This window comes from Kribbella sp. NPDC043289, from assembly GCF_056436705.1.
In genome coordinates, this window is the sequence record NZ_JBWKCB010000003.1 from 1,149,534 (window position 1) to 1,169,475 (window position 19,942).

Here is a 19,942-nt window from a genome sequence, read left to right on the forward strand (position 1 = left end):
CGTGACGCACCTCCATCCGCCGACCCGCCCAGGAGACAGCCGTGACCCAGAATCTGACCGAGGTCCTCGCCTATTACGACAGCTGGCTGGCGTTCAATCAGCGCTACCAGCGGGTCCCGGGCGTCCAGGTCGCGGTGTACGCCGAGGACGCGATCGCGTTCTCGGCGGCCTACGGTCTCGCGGACGTGGAGAACGAGGTATCACTCACCGACCAGCACCTGTTCCGGATCGCGTCGCACTCGAAGACGTTCACCGGGACGGCGATCTTCCAGCTGGTCGAGCAGGGCCGGCTGCGGCTGGACGACAAGGTGGCGCAGCACGTCACCGAGATCGTCGGTACGCCGGTCGGTGAACGGACCGTCCGCGAGCTGCTCGCGCACGCGGGCGGCATCACCCGGGACAGCGACGACGCCGACTGGTGGCAGCTGTCGACGGCGTTCCCGGACCGCGACCAGCTTCTCGCCGTACTGCGGAACGACGCGTCCGCGGTGATCGCGGAGAACGAGCGCTTCAAGTACTCCAACATCGGTTACGGCCTGCTCGGGCTCGTCGTCGAGGCGGCGAGCGGTACGCCGTACAAGGAGTTCGTGCAGACGACGATCGTCGACAAGCTCGGGCTGTCCGGCCTCGGTCCGGAGCTCGATCCGAACCGGCTGTCGGAGTACGCCGCCGGCTACAGCGCGCTCGCGTACGCCGATACCCGCGTACCGATCGAGCACGTGGACACGCGGGCACTGGCCTCGGCGACCGGGTTCTTCGGGAACGCCCGCGACCTGGTGACCTACTTCTCCGCGCACCTGCCCGGCGACGACCGGCTGCTGTCGGACAAGTCGAAGCGCGAGATGCAGCACCCGCTCTGGACGACCGGCAGCGACGAGAAGGCCCGGTACGGCCTCGGCCTGGCGGTCACGAAGGTCGGCGACCGGGAGGTGTTCGGGCACGGCGGCGGGTACCCGGGCCACATCACCCGCACCCTCGTCGACCCCGAGCAGCGCATCGTCGTGTCGGTCCTGACGAACGCGATCGACGGCCCGGCGTCCCAGCTCGCGGAGGGCCTGTTCCGGTTGCTCGATCTCGCTGTGTCGAAGGACCGTGGCGCCGAGAACGGACTCGCGCGGTTCACGGGGCGTTTCGCCAACCTGTGGGGTGTCACCGACTTCGTCCTGATCGGCGGCCGGCTGTACGCGACCGACCCGGCCGGCGGGAACCCGGCCGACGACCCGCAGCCGCTCGAGGTGGACGGCGACGCCCTGCGCGTGACCGGCGGCAACGGCTACGGCTCGTACGGCGAGTCGTACCGCTTTACCTTCGACTCCGACGGAGCGGTCGAGGCGGTGCGTGGCTCGAGCGGGCTCACGTCGTACCCGATCGACAAGTTCAGCCTGCCGGAGCGGGTTACCGTGGCGCCGTGACGATTCACGGCGATCACCCGTTCCTGCCGCCCGAGTCCGAGCGGAGTCCGGTACGCCGGTTCCGCGGCCGGCTGCCGTCACCGGTCGGCCTGTGGACAACGGCGTACGAGGGGAAACGGGCCGGGCTCACTGTGTCGTCGATGCTGGTCGCGGACGGCGAGCCCGGGTACGTGATCGGCCTGCTGGACCCGGACTCGGACCTGTGGGAAACGTTGCGCGAGGCAAGGACCGCGGTGGTGTCGCTGCTCGGCGAGCCGCACCGGCAGCTCGCGGACGCCTTCGGGTACGTCGCGCCCGCTCCGGGCGGCCCGTTCCGGTTGATCGACTGGACCGACACCGAGTGGGGTCCGGCGCCGGTCGGCGTCAGCACGTGGGCCGGCTGCACGCTGGTCGACCCGGATCCGCCGGAAGTCGGGTGGGGCCTGCAGGTCCAGCTCGAGATCGCGCACGTCGAGTTCGGCGCGGACGACGTACCGGCGCTCGTCCATCGACGGGGACGCTACGGGACGATCTGAACCTGTTGACAGCGGTTGGCTAATGCCATTAGCCTCCTGGCTATGGTTGTTAAAAGGTCGCTGACGCCTGCTGCCGTGGTCGAGGTGGCGCTGGGCATCGTCGACGAGCACGGGCCGGACGGCCTCACGCTCGCCGCGGTCGCCCAGGGCTGTGGGGTCGCCACACCGTCGCTCTACAAGCACGTGGCGAACCTCGGTGAGCTGAAGGCGCTCGTCGGCGTGCGGGTCCTCGAGGACATGGCCGAGCAGTTCACGGCCACCGTCCTGGGGATGGCCGGTGACGAGGCGGTCACCGCGCTGATGCACGCCTACCGCGCGTACGTCGCGGCGCACCCGAAGCGGTACGCCGCGATGCCGATGGACCCGCTGCACGACCCGATCCAGGAGGCGGCGGGCACGAAGCTCGTCGGCGTCATGTACGCCACGCTTCGCGGCTACGGGCTCGAGGGCCCGGCCGCGGTGCAGGCCACCCGGCGGTTGCGGGTGATCGTGCACGGCTTCGCGTCCGTCGAGTCGGCAGGCGGCTTCGGCCTGCCCGAGGACCTCGACGAGACCTACGACCAACTTGTCCGGATGTATCTCGCCAGCCTGAGGAACGAATCATGAGGATCCCACTGTCCGTCGCAGGCGTCCTGTTCCTGCTCTACCCCGCCCTCCGTCCGTGGGAGGACGAGTCGACCACCGCCGGCGCCGCCGCCGCGATGGGCGCCACCACCTGGGTGCTCTCGCACCTGTGCGCGATGATCGGGTTCATCCTGGTCGCGGTCGCGCTGCTGCCGATCAACCGGACGGCGGCGATCGTGTACTGGATCGGCGCCGGCCTGACCCTGCCGTACTACGGTGCCGAGGACTTCGGCCTGCACGCGATGGCCAACCAGTCGAACATCCTCGACCTGGCCGACGACGTGCGCTACAACCCGTTCGCGATGACGCTGTTCGGCGTCGGGCTGCTGACCATGGCGGCCGGCGCGATCATCCTCGCGGTCCGGGTGCGGACCGTACCGGCGATCCTGTTCGCAGTTGGTTTCGGACTGTTCCTGCCGCAGTTCTTCGGTCCGCCCGCCCTGCGGATCGGTCACGGCGTACTGCTCGCGGTTGCCTGTGTGTGGCTCGCCTGGGACGCGAAGCGGGTCGAGAAAGTCCCCGTCACGGTCTGATCTAACCTGACTCCATGCGTGCCACCGTGATTCATGGAGCGTTCGACGTACGACTGGAAGAGCGGCCGGATCCGAGGATCGACGGGCCGGGGGACGCGGTGGTCAAGGTCGTTGCCTCGTGCATCTGTGGCTCCGACCTCTGGCCGTACCGCGGGGAGAACCCGGTCAAACAGCCGCGGCCGATCGGCCACGAGTTCGTCGGCATCGTCGAGGAGATCGGGTCCGAGGTCCGCACGGTGAAGCCCGGCGACTTCGTGATCGCGCCGTTCGTGGTCAGCGACGGCACCTGCCCGCACTGCCTCGCCGGGTACCAGACCGCCTGCCAGAACCTGGTCGGCTACGGCACTGCGAAGGCGGACGGCGGCCAGGGCGAGTACGTGAAGCTCCCGTACGCCGACGGCACGCTCGTCGCCACACCCGAGGTGCCGGACGACTCGCTGGTCCCGTCCCTGCTCACGCTCTCCGACGTGATGGGGACCGGGTGGCACGCGGCGCGATCCGCGCGGGTGAAGGCCGGCGACACGGTGGTCGTGGTCGGCGACGGTGCGGTCGGCCTGTGCGGCGTACTGGCGGCTTCGCGGATGGGGGCGGAGCGGGTCGTTGCCTTGTCGCGGCATGCACCCCGGCAAGCGCTCGCCAAGGAATTCGGTGCCACTGACATCATTTCCGAGCGCGGGGACGCGGCGCGGGACGCCGTACTCGAGCTGACCAAGGGCGTCGGCGCCGATGCCGTGCTGGAGTGTGTCGGCACCGGTCAGTCGATGACGACCGCGTTCGACGTGGCCCGAGCGGGTGCGACCGTCGGTTTCGTGGGGGTTCCGCACGGGGTCGACGTACCGATCGGGACGATGTTCGGCCGCAACGTCGGCCTGAACGGTGGCGCGGCGCCGTGCCGGGCGTATCTCCCGGACCTGATGACGGACGTGCTGGCCGGGGAGATCAACCCGGGCAAGGTGTTCGACTCCGAGATCCCGCTCGCCGACGTCGCCGACGGGTACGCCGCGATGCACGAGCGGCGGGCGATCAAGGTGCTGCTCAGGCCCTGAGTTTCGCGCAGTCCGAGTGCGCGCAGTACTCGTTCGAGCCTGCGATGTGCGCGCTCTCACACTGTCAAGCCGCACGGGGTCACGGCTGCGCAACGCGCTTGCGCGGATCGTTGACACCCGCCGGTAACCGTCCCAGAGTTGGGCCGTCAAGGGGGCATCGTTGTCACAGGCGGCTCCATCGACTGATCGGAGAGTGAATCATGCGTGGTGGTCTGACCAAGACCCTCGCGGTGCTGAGCGCAGCGGGTCTACTCGCAGTGAGCGCCTGCGGGAACAGCGACAACAACAGCAGTAGCAGCGGTGGGAACTCGTCGGGGACCAAGGACGTCACTGTCTTCACCTGGTGGGCCGACGGTGGTGAGAAGGCCGGTCTGGACGGTCTGGTGTCCGTGTTCGGCACGGACTGCAAGGACTACAAGTTCGTCAACTCCGCCGTCGCCGGCGGCGCGGGCGCGAACGCCAAGCAGGTACTGGCCAACGACCTGCAGGCCGGCAAGCCGCCGTCCACCTTCCAGGCGCACGCCGGTGCGGAGCTGAAGGACTACATCAACGCCGGGCAGGTCGACGACGTCAGCGGGCTGTACAAGGACTTCGGGCTGGACAAGGCCTTCCCGCAGAACCTGCTCGACAACCTGACCGTCGACGGCAAGATCTACTCGATCCCGGCGAACATTCACCGGGCGAACATGGTCTGGGCCAACCCGACGGTGCTGAAGAAGGCGAACATCGACGCCACCAAGGCCCCGGCCAACGTGGACGCGTGGATCGCCGACCTGAACAAGCTGAAGGCGGCCGGTGTGAAGGCCCCGCTGGCGATCTCCAAGGGCTTCGCGCAGGAGATGCTCGTCGAGGCCGTGCTGCTGGGCGAGCTCGGCCCGGACAAGTTCAAGGGTCTGTGGGACGGCAAGACCGACTGGTCCGGTGCTGACGTGACGTCCGCGCTGAACAAGTACAAGACGCTGCTCGGCTTCACCAACGTCGACCGCGAGGCGATCGACTGGCCGGACGCACTGGGCTACGTCAACAAGGGCCAGGCCGGCTACACGCTGATGGGCGACTGGGTCGCCGCGCAGCAGTTGGCCGACAAGGTGCCGGACACGGCGTACACCTACTGGCCGGCGCCGGGCACCGGGGAGGACTTCCAGTTCCTCGCCGACTCGTTCACGCTGCCGACCAACGGTGTCGACCCCGACGGTGCGAAGTGCTGGCTGAAGACCGTGGGTTCGGCCGAGGGCCAGAAGGCGTTCAACACCAAGAAGGGCTCGATCCCGGCCCGTTCGGACGCCAACCCGGCCGACTACCCGAAGTACCAGCAGTCCGCGATGGCGGACTGGAAGAAGGACACGATCGTCCCGTCCTGCGCCCACGGTGCCGCGTGCACGCTGGGTCAGAACAACGACATCCTGTCCGCGATGAGTCAGTTCAGCGGTAGTCAGGACGTCGCCAAGCTGCAGCAGGCGCTCGGCCAAGCGATGAAGACGAGCTGATGCGGGTCGAGTTGCGGACCGGTCCCCGGGCGGTGAACTGAGCATGCACGGAAGAATTCGCACCTGGGGTCCTGGAGCCCTGGTGCTGCTGCCGACCGTGCTGCTGCTCGGGTACTTCGTGTACGGGCTGATCGCGTGGACGTTCAACACCTCGTTGACCGATCGGCACACCGCGCGTAGAGGGGGCACGGTCGACTACGTCGGGTTCGAGAACTACACGAACCTGTTCCACGAGGACCGGTTTCTCAACTCGCTGAAGAACCTCGGCGTGCTCACGGTGCTGTTCATCGTGGGCACGCTGATCTTCGGTCTGATCTGGGCGCTGTTGCTGGAGAAGGGCGTCCGCGGCGAGGGCGTGTTCCGCTCGATCTTCCTGTTCCCGATGGCGATCTCGATGATCGCCTCGGGGGTCGTCTGGGGCTGGTTGCTGAACCCGTCCCAGGGTGACGACGCCCGCGGGCTGAACCGGTTGTTCGAGATCCTCCAGCTGCATTTCCTGGAGAACGCCTGGTGGACCGCCGGCAGCCGATGGACGACGATGGCGGCCATCGCGCTCCCGGCGGTCTGGCAGCTGTCCGGGTACATCATGGCGCTGTTCCTGGCCGGTTTCCGGGGCATCCCACCGGAGCTGCGGGAAGCCGCGCGGGTCGACGGTGCCTCGGAGTTCAAGCTCTACCGGCACGTGCTGTTCCCGCAGCTGTCGCCGATCGCGCTGTCGGCGCTGATCATCCTCGGTCACATGTCGCTGAAGCTGTTCGACCTGATCTACGCGATCACCGGGCCGAACCAGTTCCGTACCGAGGTGCCCTCGATCCTGATGTGGAACACCTTGCTGCGCGGCGACCAGGCCAAGGCGGCCGCGATCGCGATCGTGATGCTCGCGGTCGTCGCCGTCCTCGTCATCCCGTACGTCGCGTACACCGTCCGGCAGGAGAGCAACGAATGACCGCCGTCGACGCCGCCACCGGCACTTCCGCGACCGCGATTCGGCACAAGCCCCGGGCCGGTTCCGACGGGACCACCCGGCTCAGCCGGTCGATCAAGTACCTGATCCTGCTGCTGTTCCTGTTGTTCGTGCTGATCCCGGTGTACGTCGTTGTGGTCGGCAGCTTCAAGACGTCCAGCGACACCACGGCCGCCGCGCAGTGGAACCTGCCGCAGGTCTGGACGCTGGACCCGTGGCGCAAGTCCTGGGACGTCCTGCAGCCGTACATGGTGCGGTCGCTGTCGCTGGCGATCCCGGCCGCGATCATCTCCTCGATGATCGGATCCGTGAACGGGTTCGTGCTGGCCCGCTGGCGGTTCCCGGGCGCGAACATCGTGTTCGCGTTCATCCTGTTCGGGATGTTCATCCCGTACCAGGCGGTGATGCTGCCGCTGCGGACGACGTTCACCGAACTGGACATCACCCGGGGAATCCCGACGCTGATCATCGCGCACTGCATCTACGGCATCCCGATCTGCACGCTGATCTTCCGGAACTACTACGCCACCGTCGTACCGAACGAGATCATCGAGTCGGCCCGGGTGGACGGTGCCGGTCTGATCCAGACCTACGCCCGGATCATCCTGCCGATCTCGATCTCCGGTTTCGTGGTGACGCTGATCTGGCAGTTCACCTCGGTCTGGAACGACTTCCTGTTCGCGCTGTTCCTCACCACCCAGCAGAACGGCCCGGTGACACTGGGCCTGGCCGCGCTGGCCGGTGGGCAGAAGGTCGACTACGCGGCCAGCATGGCGGGTGCGCTGATCACGTCGTTCCCGACGCTGATCGTGTACATCGTCCTGGGCCGCTGGTTCATCGGTGGCCTGATGGCTGGTGCCCTCAAGGGCTGACTCAACGACGGACTGTGGTACGCCGTTCTCCGGCCCGGGCTCGTGATCGAGTCCGGGCCGTAGTTATCCACAGGACTCGCGGTGCTGACTGCGGGGGACTCGTTCCGGACGGTAATCTCACGGAGGTGACCAAGTCTCCCCACGGACGGGACGGACGGCGCAGCCATTTGCGGCTGGTCGGCTCCGAGCCCGGCGAGCCAGTCGGGCCGGCGGCGGGTGTCGACGTCGACACCACGCCGAGTGTCGCTGTCCTGGAGACCTTGCTGGAAACGCTTTCCCTCGACCTGGCCGCGGTGCCGGCCGCGCTGCACCCGGTGATCGCCGAGGCGTCGGTGGCCCGCTCCGCGGCGATGCTCGCCGACCAGTTGTGGCCGGCCGGGCGTCCGGACGAGATCGGCGAGGTGGAGCGGTTCTTCTGGGCCGATGCCGCGCGGGTGCTCGGCGAGCGCCGTGATCCGGAGTCCTTCGTCCTGCTGACCAGCCTGGCGCGGACGGTCGGTCCGGCCGGTCGGCTGCCGTTGCAGCGGGCTCATGTCTCCCGCCTGCGCACGCAGGACGAGGTGCCCGAGTGGGTGACCCGGATCGCCGGCTTCCGGCTGACGAGCGCGATCGTGTCCGAGGACATCACCGGCGACGGCCTGAGCGTCGTGCTGGATTACGACGACGACCAGCACCCGCACACCGTGGTGGTGTTCATCGACAACAACCTCGGCGCGATCGTGAAGGACGTCTTCGTCGGCCCGCCGGTCGACCGGGTCCTCGAGGCGTACCAGCGCGGCGGCCGGGTGACGATCCGGACGGTGCGCCCACCGACCGCGGCCGGGATCATCCTGCAGGCGCTGGGGGAGACCCGCGACTACGACGATCCGCCGGTCAGCGAGGACTTCGAGTTCTTCACCGGCCTGCTGGTGAACAGGCTGACCCAGTTGCCCGAGCGCCCGATCCGGCCACCGATCCGGCCGCTGCTGACCCCGCGCCAGCGGGACCAACTGGTCGACGAGTTCCTCGAGTCGCGGTACGCCGTGAATCTGCCCGACGACGCCGCGGACATCGTCCGGTTGTGGATCGACCACGCGGTCGACCACACCGTCGGCGGTCCGCTGCGCGTCAGCGCCGTACTGGTGGAGCTTTTCCTCGCGCACTGGCTGCCGCGCAAGGTGCTTGCCGACAGCACCTACTTCGACGCGGTGCCGGGCGTGGTGAAGGCCTGGCTGGAGTTCTGCGGCGACCGGACGCACCTGCCGCTCGACGCCGTCGACGAGGCGGTCGACGCGGTGGACGTCTGGCAGCCCGCCCTGGAAGCCGCGGCGATGATCGACCCGGTCGGCTCCAAGCCGGGGGAGCGGGTCTTCCTCGATGACACGACCAACGATCTGGAAGACGCTTACCGAGCGCTCGCGGGCCTCGGCTCGCCGCCGCAGCCCGATCTCCGCGGCCTGGACAACTCCCAGGCGGCCACTCTCTCGGTCCTGGCCCCGCACGCCTGGCTGATGGCCGGCGAGACCCTCGGGACGGCGTACGCCCCCGACGCGTTCGACATCGCCGAACGCCTGGTCCGCGACGCCCCCGACCTGCTGGCCAAGGCCCGCCTCTCCACCTGGCCGCGGGCGATCGTCTGGCTCCTGGCCCACCGCCATCGTCTGGTGGGCCCTGGCGAGACGCTCACGCCGTACGCGCTGGCCACCGACCTCTCGTCGTCCCCGGCCACGCTGCGCAAGACCGCGAAGATGCTGACCGACACCCTGATCCTGCCTCGCTGATCACGGCACCTGTGCGCCGGCGGCGCGATCGCCGTCGAGGTCGACGGAGTACTTGCCGACCGGTTGCCGGCAGCGCGCCGACCCGGCCGGGCGCATCGCCTGCACCTGACGGTTGCCATCGGCCTCGATCGGGCCGACGAGCTCGCAGCCCCGGTGGACGTACCTGCTGCCGTTCCACTCGAACACGTCGCGGCTGGTGCTCGGGTTCCGGGTGTTCGCCGGCCAGCCTTCGCGGTACGTGTGGAGTCGCCGTACGCCGGCGAACGTCGGCTCCTCGTAGCCGTCGATCACCAGACCGGACCCGCCGACGCTGCCGAACGTCTGGACCGGGGTCGTGGACGGATCGATCACCCACGCGATGCCGCTGTGGTTCGTCACCGCGAAACTGACGAACAGGTGGTTGGTCACGTCGGTGTCCAGACCGGTCAGCCCGTACCCGGGCTGGAACGACTGGATCGGTGAGGTCCACCGCAGGCCGCCGGAGGCGTCGAACACCAGCACTGCGGACCCTGCTGCGCTCCCGGACAGGTTCTTGTCGATCAGGTCGACACCGACGGCCGTCAGCGCGCCGGCGCCGTTGGCGATCACGATCGACTTCGTCGTACGGCACTCGTAGCCGTCCTGCCGGCACTCGGCGATCGCCTGCTCGACCCGGTGCTGGAGGCTCGGCTCACGATCGAACAGCCCGGTCAGCCGCGACCACAGGTTGTCACCGAACAGCGCGACCAGGATCGCCAGCGCGATCCCGATCCAGGTGAGGATGGTGCCGTCGCGATACCACCGCGAACGCTCGGGTGCTTTGACGGTGCGCTTGGCCACCGGGGGGATTGTGCCAGCGTTCGGGAGCGCTCGCATGCCGGGCTGACGTCCGGCGGTGTTGAGCCGAGTCGGACAATGGGGGCATGCATGTGCGTGCGCCTGAGTTGCGGGGTCGTGGGTGGTTGAACACCGGTGGACGGGAGCTGTCGCTGGCGGACTTCCGCGGGCGGTTCCTGTTGCTGGACTTCTGGACCTTCTGCTGCATCAACTGCCTGCACGTCCTCGACGAGCTGCGGCCGCTCGAGGAGAAGTACGGCGACGCGTTGGTGATCGTCGGGGTGCACTCGCCGAAGTTCGCGCACGAGGGCGAGGAGGCCGCGGTCCGGAGCGCCGTCGAGCGGTACGAGGTCGCGCACCCGGTGCTGGACGACCCCGAGCTGGTCACCTGGCAGAACTACACCGCCCGGGCCTGGCCGACGCTGGTGCTGGTGGATCCGAACGGGTACATCGTCGCGCAGTACTCCGGTGAGGGGCACCTGCACGCCCTGGATGCCCTGCTGACCGACCTGGTCGCTGAGCACGAGGCCGCAGGCACGCTCACGCGCGGCCACTCGCCGTACGTCGCTCCGCCCGCCGAACCGACGGATCTCCGCTTCCCCGCGAAGGTCGTTGCGCTGGACAACGGTTTCCTCGTGGCGGACGCCGGCAACCACAGCATCGTCGAGCTCGCACCGGACGCGACGACCGTCGTACGCCGGATCGGGACCGGGGAGCGCGGGTTCGCCGACGGTGCGCCCGACGAGGCGCGGTTCTCGGAGCCAAACGGGTTGGTGGTGCTGCCGTCCGAGATCGCCGGCCAGGTCGGGTACGACGTGGTGGTCGCGGACACCGTCAACCACGCGCTGCGCGGGATCTCACTGGCGACCGGTGCGGTGCGGACGCTGGCCGGGACGGGTCAGCAGTGGATGGACGGCGACGGCACCGACGCGCTCAGCTCACCCTGGGACGTTGCCTGGTGGGGCGACAAGGTGTGGATCGCGATGGCCGGCCTTCACCAGCTGTGGACCTTCGATCCGGTCAGCGGCGTGACGGCTGTTGCGGCAGGTACGACCAACGAAGGGCTGAAGGACGGTCCGCCGGCCGAGGCCTGGTTCGCGCAGACCAGCGGGCTGGCCGCCGACGGCGATCGGTTGTGGCTCGCCGACTCCGAGATCTCGGCGCTGCGATGGCTCGACACCGCCGTCCACACCGCGGTCGGTACCGGGCTGTTCGACTTCGGTCTCCGCGACGGGAAGGCAAGCGAGGCGCTGCTGCAGCATCCGCTCGGGGTGACCGTCCTCCCGGACGGCTCGATCGCGATCGCCGACACCTACAACGGCGCCGTACGCCGGTACGACCCGCGTACCGAGATTGTCGAGACGATGGCGACCGGTCTCGCCGAGCCGAGCGGTGCTGTTGTCGTCGGCAACGAACTGTTGGTGGTGGAGTCGGCCGCCCATCGCCTGACCCGGGTGCCGCTGGGCGCGTCCGCGACGGCCGACGAGTTCAGCACCCGCACGCAACGCCCGCCGATGGATCTCGCCGCCGGCGAGGTCACCCTGGAGGTCGTGTTCACGCCGCCGCCGGGCCAGAAACTCGACGACCGGTACGGCCCGTCCACGCGTCTCCTGGTCTCGTCCACCCCGGATTCCCTGCTCCGCGATGGCGCCGGCGACTCGACCGACCTGGTGCGCCGCCTCGTCATCGATCCGCACGCCGGCTCGGGCGTCCTGCACGTCGCCGTCCAGGCCGCGTCCTGCGACGACTCCGCCGAGGTCGAGTTCCCCGCCTGCCACATGCACCGCCAGGACTGGGGCGTCCCGATCCACATCAGTCCCGAAGGCCCTACGCGCGTCGAACTGGTCCTGTCCGGCGGCAAATAGTTTGGCGGGCGGGTACAGAGAAGTAGCTTCGAAGTCGTAGGACGCTACTCGCTGGGAGGCTCGGATGAGCATCGGTGTGGGGATCTTTCTGATGGTGGTCGGCGCCGTGCTGGCGTTCGCCGTGCGAGACAGCTGGGATGCCGTCAACCTGCAGGTCGTCGGCTGCATCCTGCTCCTCGCCGGCCTGGCCGGCATCCTGCTCTCCTTCTACATCACCAACCGGCGCCGCCGGGTGGACACCGACGCCATCGACCCGGCGATCGAGGAGGAGTACCGGGTCGTCGAGGAAAGCCACCGCGACATCAAGGAGTAGTCACTCGCCGCGGAGCTCGATGTCCCCGGACGTCGTGGTGGCGTTGATCGAGTGCGAGCCGTTGGTGTTGTTGCCGAGGTTGTTCTCGACGTCGCCGTGGCCGGTGTCGGTCGTGACCTTGTAGTCACCGCCCGGCGCCGAGATCTCGATGTCGCCGCTGGTGCCCTTCGCGCGGACGTCGTTGGCCTCGGCGAGCTGCAGTTCGATGTCGCCGGACGTGGTCTCGACGGAAACCGCGCCGCCCTTCAGCCCACGGGCCTCGATGTCGCCCGAGTTGGCCTTCAGGTCGAGCTTCCCGTCGAGGTCGCTGACGGAGACGTCGCCGGAGGTGACGTCGAGGTTCACGTCGCCGGCGACGTCGCTGAGCTCGACCTTGCCGGAGCGGGACTTGGCGTCGACACCCGCGACTCCGGCGATGGCGATGTCACCGCTGCCGTTCTCGCCGGTGACCTTGGTACCGCGCGGCACGGTGACCTCGAGGTCGGCGGAGCACTGCCACCCGCAGTCGCCGTCGAGCTTGAGTACGCCGTCCTGCACGGAGTACGCGTCGCCGCGCTTCCAGAACCAGTACTTGCGCTCCTCGCGCACCGACGTCGTGTCGTCGTCGGACACCTTGATCGTGATGTCGGCGTGGTCGGCGGCGAGTTGGACTGTGGTGATCTTGTCGTCGACCTTGTGCGTGTCGTCGGCCTTCTTGTCCCCGAACTGCCAGAACGCCAGCCCGGCCGCCGCTACCAGCAGGATCACGCCGAGCTGCTTGTTCTCCGCCATCGTCCGCCTCATCTCGAGCCCACCCACGTTGTCGCAACGACAGTAGGCCGCGAGGTGTGTCGCCAGGATCAGGCAGATCCCCCGAGGTGCCCCTGACCGGCGCTCAGGGACACCAGGGACATCACCTGCTCAGCTCACCCCGGGAGACCGCCTCGGCGAGGTCGTCGCCGGTGGTGCCGAAGAAGGTCCGCGCCCAGACAGAGTCGTCGTACCAGTAGGGCCCGTCCTTGCCGGGTAGCGACGCCGGCGCAGCGCCGCGCTTCAGTGCTCGCCGGCACTCGGCGCACAGCGGCAGGGTGACGGTCGTGCCATCCGCCTCCACCTGCGTGGCCTTCGCCAATGCCCGACCGTGCAACGGGTTGAAAGCACACAAATCCGGTACGGCGTTCGCGTTGCGCCCGGCCGCCGTCGCGACAGCCGCGTCGTACTCGCGCCGGGCCTTGTCGAGCAGGACCATCGCGCCGACCAGATCGACGAGCTCGGTCGACGAGTCGAGGACCTTGGACGCGGCGGCGTGGTCGTCGAGCGCGGCCTGCTGGTGTCGCAGCCCGGGCCCGTCGGTCGACGGCAGTGCGGCGAGCTCGGAGCCGAGTGTCGTGAGCTCCGCGGTGGTGTCGCGAGTGAGCCGGCGGCGCCGCTCGGCGACCACGGTCGCGGCCACGTGCGGCGGGATGCGGAACGTCTTCGACGACGACGAACCCCGACGGCGCCCGATGACGAGCCCGAGCAGGATCAGTACGACCAGCCCGCCGACGATCGAGACCGCGACGACCGTCCCGTGCCCGCCCTCGCCCGAGTCGGAGCGGTCCGAACGGCCGGACGACCCCGTGCCCGGACGTTTCGACGTCTTCGGGATCCCGGGCTGCGCGAGCAACTCGTACATCCGGGCGAGTACCTCGGTCGGCCCTGCGTCGTACCCCTCGTCGTCGAGTGCGCGCGACCGCGACGCGGACAGCTTGTCCTCGCTGACCTGCGGCAGGTCCCGCGTCTCGTACCAGGGGAAGCGGCTGCCGCCGTCCACCACGACGTACAGGCCGGGCTGCCGGAGCGCGTCCATGACGAGGGTGAGCACGGTGCTCTCCTCGCCCTGGAACTCGTCGCTCGGCGTCAGCGGCAGGATGATCGTGTACACCGGGTACCCGAGCGCCTTCGCCTTCGCGGACACGTCGGCGCGCAGCTTCTGCGGCAGGGCGGTCGCATACGCCGGGTCGATGTACAGCGGGTCCTTCTTCAACGCGGTCGCGATCGCCCGCGCCCGGTCCGCCGGGGTCGCCGCCTCGGCCGGGGCGACGACCAGCATCGTCAGGGCCGCCACCAGGCTGATCACAAGAAACCGGGCCTTCACGCCTGTCCTCCCCGTCGTCGGGCGGTCACTGCCGCCACCACCAGCACGAGTCCACCGAGGATCGCGCCGCCGAACATCCCGAACACGACCCCACCGAGCCCGTTCCGGATCGCCTTGCCCGGGGTGAACTTCTCCTCGGGGTACGACCGTTCCGGCTCTTCCGGGATCGGCTCCGTCCGGGCCGGTTTCGCCGTGTAGCGGTCATTGAGCTCCACCTCGTCGAGGTACGCCGCGAGCTGCTTGCTGAGCGTCTCGTCCTTGTCCGCCCAGGTGCTGTTCGGTGCGTACGCCGCGATGTTGTTCGCCTCACCGTGCGACGTGTACTCGTCCATCACGACGTACACGCCGGGCTTGCCGTTCGCGGCGGCCAGTCGGCCGGCGAGCAGCTCGGCGTCGTCCTTCTCCGGGAACCAGTCGCCGGTCGGTACGACGGCGACGTACACCGGCAGCTTCGCGTCCGCGGCGACCCGTTCCATCTCGTTGCTGTCGGCAATCGAGGCGAAGTCCGGGTCGACGTACACGTGGCCGGTCTTCCAGGCCGCCACCGCGGCGGTGAGCCGGGGATCCGCCGGCGTGGCGGCCGACGCCGTCCCGGTCAGCAGGAAGGCGGTTGCCGTCAGCAAGAGCAGGAGCCGTTTCATCGGGCGTCCTCCTTCCGGGCCGCGATCCGCTCGGGCAGGTCGTCCGACAGCGCGCCGAAGCCGCTCGCGACCATCGGGTTCTCCTCCGGGTCGAGCGTCCAGTACGGCACCTGCTTACGGCCGCGCAACCCGGACTTGGACCACACCCGTAGACCGCGCGGCGTCCCCTTCCGGCGTACGACGCCCGCACACTGCTGACACGCGGGGACCTCGACGTCGTCCGACCACTCGACCTCGGCCGTGCCGGGGTTGTGGGTCGGGTCGAAGAAGCACGGCGGCTGCAGGGCCGCGCCGGACGCGACCCGCTCCGCCTGGCGGGCGAGCACGAGCGCCCCGGCCGACGCGAGTACGTCGTCCGGCTGGTCCGCGCGCAGGGTGCGCGCCGCGTCCAGCCGGCGGTACGCGTCGTCGCGCTGGTCTAGTTGCTCGGTCGACTTCTTCCGGCGCTTGTCGAGTCGTGCGAGCGCGCGCTCGGCCTGCTCGATCTTGCCGTCGGCCTTGAGCTGTACGTCCCACGCCTCGATCGGCGGCTCGTCACCGGACTGCTTCTTGGTGCGCTTGGCCGGCCGGCGCCGGCGCAGCCCGATCAGCAGCACCAGGAGGAACCCGAGCAGCCCGCCGACGCCCATCCCGATGAACGCGGCCCGGTCCGACTTGTCGGTCACGGACATCCCCCGCTCCTCGCGCGGCGGGTCGAGGTCGGACTTCGGGATCGGCGGCAGCGCCCGGCCGTCGTACGCCGTCGACGCCTGCTGGATCGTCCGCACGATCGACGGCGCCGGACGCTCGCTGACGATGTCGCGGTCCTGCGGGTCGTCGGACCGGACGCTGTACAGGTCGCGTCCGCGCAGCCCGGCCGGCCGGAACAGCTCCGCGCGGTCCGACCAGTAGTTGTCGGACACCACCGCGACGATGTACACCCCCGGCTGCCCGATCCGTGCGTGCAGCAACGTCGGCAGGTCGTACCCGTTCTTCTTCAGGTACGGCGACTGCGGGATGAGCGCGACGTACACCGGGAGGCCGGCGGTCTTGATCGCGGCGCGGATCCGGTCGGTCTCGGTCTTCGGCATCGACGCGCGCAGCCGCTCGTCGACGGACAGGTGGTCGGTGCGCCAGGCCGCGGCGATCCGGTCGGGCAGCTCGGGGGTCTCGGCCGGCGCGGCCTGGGCAGGAAGCGCCAGAAGGGACGCCGGAAGGAACGCCAGGGCGGCGAGCAGGGCGGTGCAGAGACGGGCGCGCATCGCGCACAGCGTACGACGACCGGGTTCGGGCACGTTCACATGGACGCGGCATCCTCTCGGCTGGTTCCGGCACCGGAATAGACGCGACCCTGGCTCGGACAGGGGAAACCAAGCCAGGGTCACGGTGTTGCAGGGCAGAAACGTTGCCGTACATCCCCGGTCCGCAACAGGGCAGATCGCGGGGCAACCCGGGGCAGATCAATCTGCCCCGCGGGGGTGAACCTCCGGCTCGAGCCGCGCAAGCGCCCGAGCCGGAGGAGCTCAGAACGCGGACTCGGGCAGGTCCATCACGTCGAGATCGGTGAGCTCGGCCTTGACCCGCTCGGCCCGCACCGACGGCATCGTGGAGCGCACGAACCACTGCGCCGCGGCCACCTTGCCGGTGTAGAAGTCCTGGTCAGCGGCCGAAAGCTCGCCGCCGAGCCGCTCCAGCGCGACGTCGGCCTGGCGGAGCATCAGCCACGAGCAGACCACGTCACCGAGCACGAACAGCAGCCGCGAGGTGTTCAGTCCGACCTTGTAGACGTTTCGCGGGTCGCCGTTCTCCGCCTGAGGGTTGCTGGCCATCAGGGCCTGCCCCATGATGCCCAGGATCTTCTGGGTGTCCTCGAGGCCCTTCGCGAGCAGCGCGCGCTCCTCCTTCAGCCGGCCGTTGCCCGCCTCGGAGGCGACGAACGCCTGCACCTGCTCGGCGAGATGGCCGAGGGCCTTGCCCTGGTCCTTGATGATCTTCCGGAAGAACAGGTCCTGGCCCTGGATCGCGGTCGTGCCCTCGTAGAGGGTGTCGATCTTCGCGTCCCGCACGTACTGCTCGATCGGGTAGTCCTGCAGGAAGCCGGACCCGCCGAACGTCTGCAGTGACTCGGTGCCGAGCAGCGTCCAGGACTTCTCCGAGCCGTAGCCCTTGACCAGCGGCAGCAGCAGGTCGTTGACCCGCTCGGCGAGATCGTCGTGCTCACCGGCGTACCGCGCCTGCTCGGCCCGGTCCTGGTACGTCGCGGTGAAGAGCACCAGTGCGCGCAGCGCCTCGGCGTACGCCTTCTGGGTCAGCAGCGACCGGCGGACGTCGGGGTGATGGGTGATCGTGACCCGCGGCGCGTCCTTGGCCGGCTGGGTCAGGTCGGCGCCCTGGACCCGCTCCTTCGCGTACTCGAGCGCGTTCAGGTAGCCGGTGGACAGTGTGGCGATGGCCTTGGTGCCGACCATCATCCGGGCGTACTCGATGACCTGGAACATCTGCGCGATGCCGTCGTGCACCTCGCCGAGCAGCCAGCCCTTCGCCGGGCCGCCGATGTTGCTGTCGCCGAAGGTGATCTCGCAGGTGGTCGAGACCTTGATACCCATCTTCTTCTCGACGTTCGTGACGAAGGCGCCGTTGCGCTCACCGGTCAGCTCACCGGTCTCGAGGTCGAAGTCGTACTTCGGGACCACGAACAGGCTGAGGCCCTTCGTCCCCGGACCGCCGACACCCTCGATGCCCTGCGGGCGGGCCAGCACCAGGTGCACGATGTTCTCGGTCATGTCGTGCTCGCCCGAGGTGATGAACCGCTTGACGCCCTCGATGTGCCAGCTGCCGTCCTCCTGCAGCGTGGCCTTCGTGCGGCCGGCGCCGACGTCGGAGCCGGCGTCCGGCTCGGTCAGCACCATGGTGGCGCCCCAGCCGCGCTCGATGATGTGGTGCGCGATCAACTTGTCCCGCTCGGTGCCGTTGCGCCAGAGCACGTGCGCGAAGTTCGGGCCGGCGGCGTACATGTGCACCGGCGGGTTGGAGCCCAGCACCAGCTCGGCGGCGGCCCAGCGCAGCGACGGCGGGGTCGGCTGGCCGCCCAGCTCGGCCGGCAGCTCGAGCTTGAACCACTCGGCGTCCATGTAGGCGTGGTAGCTCTTCTTGAACGCCTCGGGCATCCGGACCTCGTGGGCCTCGGCGTCGAACACCGGCGGGTTGCGGTCGGCGTCGGCGAAGGACGCGGCCAGCTCGTGCTTGGCCAGCCGGTCGACCTCCGCGAGCACCTCACGGGCGGTATCGACGTCCATCTCGGCGTACGGGCCCTGTCCGAGCACCTCGCCCCGGCCCAGCACCTCGAGCAGGTTGAACTCGATGTCGCGCAGATTCGACTTGTAGTGGCTCACACGGCTCCCCTAAGTATCGTACTCACGAGTAACTTAAGTATATACCCGCCGGTAACGAGCACAAAGGGGGTTATCTGTGACCTGTGACCAGGCTGATATACGAGACGCACTCGATCACGGTGGACAACGAGCGGGAGATCGCCACTGGGTGGTTACCCGGGGAGCTGTCGGTGACCGGCCAGCAGTTGGCGCGGGAGCTGGGTGAGCGACGGCGCGATGTCGACGTCGTGTTCAGCTCGGACCTGCTGCGGGCGGTCGAGACGGTCGAACTGGCCGGGCTGACGGCACCGCATCTCCAGGACTGGCGATTGCGCGAATGCAACTACGGCGAGCTGAACGGGGCGCCGGCGGACGCGCTCAACCCTCGGGTCGAGCGCGTCAGCACACCGTTCCCAGGCGGCCAGTCGTACGACGACGTCGTCGAGCTGACCCGTTCGTTCCTCGCCGACGTCAAGACCTGGTACGCCGACGCGACGGTCCTCGTGGTCGCCCACTCCGCCAACAGGTGGGCCCTGGAACACCTGCTGGGGAGCGGGCAACCGATGGAAGACCTGATCGTTGCCCCCTTCAACTGGCAACCAGGCTGGGAGTACGAGTTCTAACCGCTGTAGACCGTCGCGCTGCCGTAGAGCTTCTGGGTGAAGACGGTCATGTAGGACGACGTGTCGGACTCGGTGAGGTTGTAGGTGAGGAAGACGCCGTAGCCTTCGCTGACCGTGCGTTGGGCGAGGGTCGCGGCGGTGCTGGAGCTGGTGGCGGTGTACGAGATCGCGGCGGGGGAGAGCTTCGACTTGGAGGTCGGGCCGCTCGGGACGCCCCAGGTTCCGTAGTACGGGTTCCAGGCGTAGTCGAAGGTGTTGGCGATGCTCTGGCCGTTGTAGGTCAGGCGGTCCGCGGCCGGGCCGATGTCGTAGAGCGTGATCAGTTTGTTCGGCAGCTTCGCGCGCAGCGCCTGGACGAGGTAGACGAACGAGAAGTCGTTCGGCTGGCCGGTGCCGTTGTTGCCGTACTCCGCGTACTCGTCATCGAAATCGATGCCGTCCAGGCCGTACTGGTTGACCGTGTCGGCGAGCTGCTGCGCGAACGCGTCGGCCGCCGCCTGGGTCGGGAAGTTCGCGAAGCCGGCGCCCTGGTGGTTGCCGAGGATCGACAGCAGGACCTTGATGCCCTTCTGCTGCAGCGGGCGGACCTGGGTCGCGACGTTGTCGAGCACGTTCTGCACCTGCGGGTTGCAGGACAGGTACGCGTTCGTGCCGTCGTAGTTGATGTTCGCCGCGAAGATCACCGCGACGTCGATCACCTGCGCGCCGCCGTTCGCCAGCGTGTACTTGCCGGCGCTCAGCATGCTGTGGTCGTTGACCTCGACGTACGCGACGGTGACCGGTCCGGTCTTCCCGGCGCGCGGCTTGCGCTTGCTCGCGGCCGTGGCCGGAAGTACGGTCCCGGCGGTACCGGCAACGGTGGCGGCCGCGGCGGTGCCGGCGGCCAGGGCTGACAGCAGGGTCCTTCGCTTCATGAGCTCTGAACTCATCCGATCGACTCCTCGTCAAAGATGGGCGGTGTCTATATCGGTTAAGTAGCTCTCCCCCGCCTGACCGATCAACTCG

19 protein-coding genes are annotated in these 19,942 nt (G+C 68.8%); 12 read left to right on the plus strand and 7 right to left on the minus strand.

Annotated elements, in window-relative coordinates; translation table 11 throughout:
* Positions 1-41: 41 nt before the first annotated feature.
* The 9 genes from AC0662_RS23975 to AC0662_RS24015 all read left to right on the plus strand — a co-directional run bounded on the left by AC0662_RS23975 (position 42) and on the right by AC0662_RS24015 (position 9,213).
* Positions 42-1,412 (plus strand): serine hydrolase domain-containing protein, encoded by a 1,371-nt coding sequence (locus AC0662_RS23975; protein ID WP_478303296.1) that lies wholly within the window; start codon positions 42-44, stop codon positions 1,410-1,412.
* Entirely contained in the window at positions 1,409-1,927 is a 519-nt protein-coding gene (locus tag AC0662_RS23980) for a flavin reductase family protein (protein ID WP_478303298.1), read from the plus strand. The genes AC0662_RS23975 and AC0662_RS23980 overlap by 4 nt, the downstream gene beginning before the upstream one ends.
* Before the next feature lie 42 nt (positions 1,928-1,969).
* A complete protein-coding gene (locus AC0662_RS23985; protein WP_452204196.1) occupies positions 1,970-2,533 on the plus strand; it encodes a TetR/AcrR family transcriptional regulator in 564 nt (187 codons plus the stop codon).
* Positions 2,530-3,084: a hypothetical protein gene (locus AC0662_RS23990; RefSeq protein WP_478303300.1), complete on the plus strand. Its 555-nt coding sequence runs from the start codon at positions 2,530-2,532 to the stop codon at positions 3,082-3,084. The genes AC0662_RS23985 and AC0662_RS23990 overlap by 4 nt, the downstream gene beginning before the upstream one ends.
* Positions 3,085-3,098: 14 nt before the next feature.
* Positions 3,099-4,130 (plus strand): zinc-dependent alcohol dehydrogenase family protein, encoded by a 1,032-nt coding sequence (locus AC0662_RS23995; RefSeq protein WP_478303302.1) that lies wholly within the window; start codon positions 3,099-3,101, stop codon positions 4,128-4,130.
* Between the two features lie 200 nt (positions 4,131-4,330).
* Positions 4,331-5,617: an ABC transporter substrate-binding protein gene (locus AC0662_RS24000; protein WP_452204193.1), complete on the plus strand. Its 1,287-nt coding sequence runs from the start codon at positions 4,331-4,333 to the stop codon at positions 5,615-5,617.
* Positions 5,618-5,660: 43 nt separating this feature from the next.
* Entirely contained in the window at positions 5,661-6,563 is a 903-nt protein-coding gene (locus AC0662_RS24005) for a carbohydrate ABC transporter permease (RefSeq protein ID WP_452204192.1), read from the plus strand.
* Entirely contained in the window at positions 6,560-7,453 is an 894-nt protein-coding gene (locus AC0662_RS24010; RefSeq protein ID WP_452204191.1) for a carbohydrate ABC transporter permease, read from the plus strand. Before AC0662_RS24005 ends, AC0662_RS24010 begins: the two co-directional genes overlap by 4 nt.
* Before the next feature lie 125 nt (positions 7,454-7,578).
* The gene (locus tag AC0662_RS24015) at positions 7,579-9,213 is read left to right on the plus strand and encodes a hypothetical protein (RefSeq protein ID WP_478303305.1); all 1,635 of its coding nucleotides are present in this window, start codon (positions 7,579-7,581) and stop codon (positions 9,211-9,213) included.
* Here AC0662_RS24015 and AC0662_RS24020 read toward each other — a convergent pair whose 3' ends face one another.
* On the minus strand, positions 9,214-10,032 hold the full coding sequence (locus AC0662_RS24020; RefSeq protein WP_452204189.1) for a hypothetical protein: 819 nt from the start codon (positions 10,030-10,032) through the stop codon (positions 9,214-9,216).
* 83 nt (positions 10,033-10,115) lie between these two features.
* On the opposite strand from AC0662_RS24020, the gene AC0662_RS24025 reads away from it, so the two are divergent.
* Positions 10,116-11,894, plus strand: a complete 1,779-nt coding sequence (locus AC0662_RS24025) for an NHL domain-containing thioredoxin family protein (RefSeq protein ID WP_478303308.1) — start codon at positions 10,116-10,118, stop codon at positions 11,892-11,894.
* A 64-nt stretch (positions 11,895-11,958) separates the two neighbouring features.
* Complete coding sequence (locus tag AC0662_RS24030; protein WP_478303310.1) at positions 11,959-12,207, plus strand: DUF6458 family protein; 249 nt, start codon at positions 11,959-11,961, stop codon at positions 12,205-12,207.
* On the opposite strand, the gene AC0662_RS24035 is transcribed toward AC0662_RS24030, so the two are convergent.
* The 5 genes from AC0662_RS24035 to AC0662_RS24055 all read right to left on the minus strand — a co-directional run bounded on the left by AC0662_RS24035 (position 12,208) and on the right by AC0662_RS24055 (position 18,335).
* A complete protein-coding gene (locus tag AC0662_RS24035; RefSeq protein WP_478303312.1) occupies positions 12,208-12,990 on the minus strand; it encodes a DUF4097 family beta strand repeat-containing protein in 783 nt (260 codons plus the stop codon). It abuts the gene before it with no gap.
* A gap of 109 nt (positions 12,991-13,099) precedes the next feature.
* The gene (locus AC0662_RS24040; protein WP_478303314.1) at positions 13,100-14,323 is read right to left on the minus strand and encodes a hypothetical protein; all 1,224 of its coding nucleotides are present in this window, start codon (positions 14,321-14,323) and stop codon (positions 13,100-13,102) included.
* Positions 14,320-14,964, minus strand: a complete 645-nt coding sequence (locus tag AC0662_RS24045) for a hypothetical protein (RefSeq protein WP_478303316.1) — start codon at positions 14,962-14,964, stop codon at positions 14,320-14,322. The genes AC0662_RS24040 and AC0662_RS24045 overlap by 4 nt, the downstream gene beginning before the upstream one ends.
* A complete protein-coding gene (locus AC0662_RS24050) occupies positions 14,961-16,205 on the minus strand; it encodes a hypothetical protein (RefSeq protein ID WP_478303318.1) in 1,245 nt (414 codons plus the stop codon). The genes AC0662_RS24045 and AC0662_RS24050 overlap by 4 nt, the downstream gene beginning before the upstream one ends.
* 261 nt (positions 16,206-16,466) lie before the next feature.
* Positions 16,467-18,335, minus strand: a complete 1,869-nt coding sequence (locus AC0662_RS24055; protein ID WP_478303320.1) for an acyl-CoA dehydrogenase — start codon at positions 18,333-18,335, stop codon at positions 16,467-16,469.
* Between the two features lie 83 nt (positions 18,336-18,418).
* On the opposite strand from AC0662_RS24055, the gene AC0662_RS24060 reads away from it, so the two are divergent.
* A complete protein-coding gene (locus AC0662_RS24060) occupies positions 18,419-18,937 on the plus strand; it encodes a histidine phosphatase family protein (protein WP_478303322.1) in 519 nt (172 codons plus the stop codon).
* On the opposite strand, the gene AC0662_RS24065 is transcribed toward AC0662_RS24060, so the two are convergent.
* Positions 18,934-19,866, minus strand: a complete 933-nt coding sequence (locus AC0662_RS24065; protein ID WP_478303324.1) for an endo-beta-N-acetylglucosaminidase H — start codon at positions 19,864-19,866, stop codon at positions 18,934-18,936. The genes AC0662_RS24060 and AC0662_RS24065 overlap by 4 nt on opposite strands.
* Positions 19,867-19,942: the final 76 nt, after the last annotated feature.

Excerpts from the sequence above, each read along its gene's own strand:
- AC0662_RS23995 (WP_478303302.1), top strand. The coding sequence starts at position 3,099 with ATGCGTGCCACCGTGATTCATGGAGCGTTCGACGTACGACTGGAAGAG.
- AC0662_RS24025 (WP_478303308.1), top strand. The coding sequence starts at position 10,116 with ATGCATGTGCGTGCGCCTGAGTTGCGGGGTCGTGGGTGGTTGAACACC.
- AC0662_RS24010 (WP_452204191.1), top strand. The coding sequence starts at position 6,560 with ATGACCGCCGTCGACGCCGCCACCGGCACTTCCGCGACCGCGATTCGG.
- AC0662_RS24030 (WP_478303310.1), top strand. The coding sequence starts at position 11,959 with ATGAGCATCGGTGTGGGGATCTTTCTGATGGTGGTCGGCGCCGTGCTG.
- AC0662_RS24065 (WP_478303324.1), bottom strand. The coding sequence starts at position 19,866 with ATGAGTTCAGAGCTCATGAAGCGAAGGACCCTGCTGTCAGCCCTGGCC.
- AC0662_RS24045 (WP_478303316.1), bottom strand. The coding sequence starts at position 14,964 with ATGAAACGGCTCCTGCTCTTGCTGACGGCAACCGCCTTCCTGCTGACC.
- AC0662_RS24050 (WP_478303318.1), bottom strand. The coding sequence starts at position 16,205 with ATGCGCGCCCGTCTCTGCACCGCCCTGCTCGCCGCCCTGGCGTTCCTT.
- AC0662_RS23990 (WP_478303300.1), top strand. The coding sequence starts at position 2,530 with ATGAGGATCCCACTGTCCGTCGCAGGCGTCCTGTTCCTGCTCTACCCC.
- AC0662_RS24005 (WP_452204192.1), top strand. The coding sequence starts at position 5,661 with ATGCACGGAAGAATTCGCACCTGGGGTCCTGGAGCCCTGGTGCTGCTG.
- AC0662_RS24035 (WP_478303312.1), bottom strand. The coding sequence starts at position 12,990 with ATGAGGCGGACGATGGCGGAGAACAAGCAGCTCGGCGTGATCCTGCTG.
- AC0662_RS23985 (WP_452204196.1), top strand. The coding sequence starts at position 1,970 with ATGGTTGTTAAAAGGTCGCTGACGCCTGCTGCCGTGGTCGAGGTGGCG.
- AC0662_RS24000 (WP_452204193.1), top strand. The coding sequence starts at position 4,331 with ATGCGTGGTGGTCTGACCAAGACCCTCGCGGTGCTGAGCGCAGCGGGT.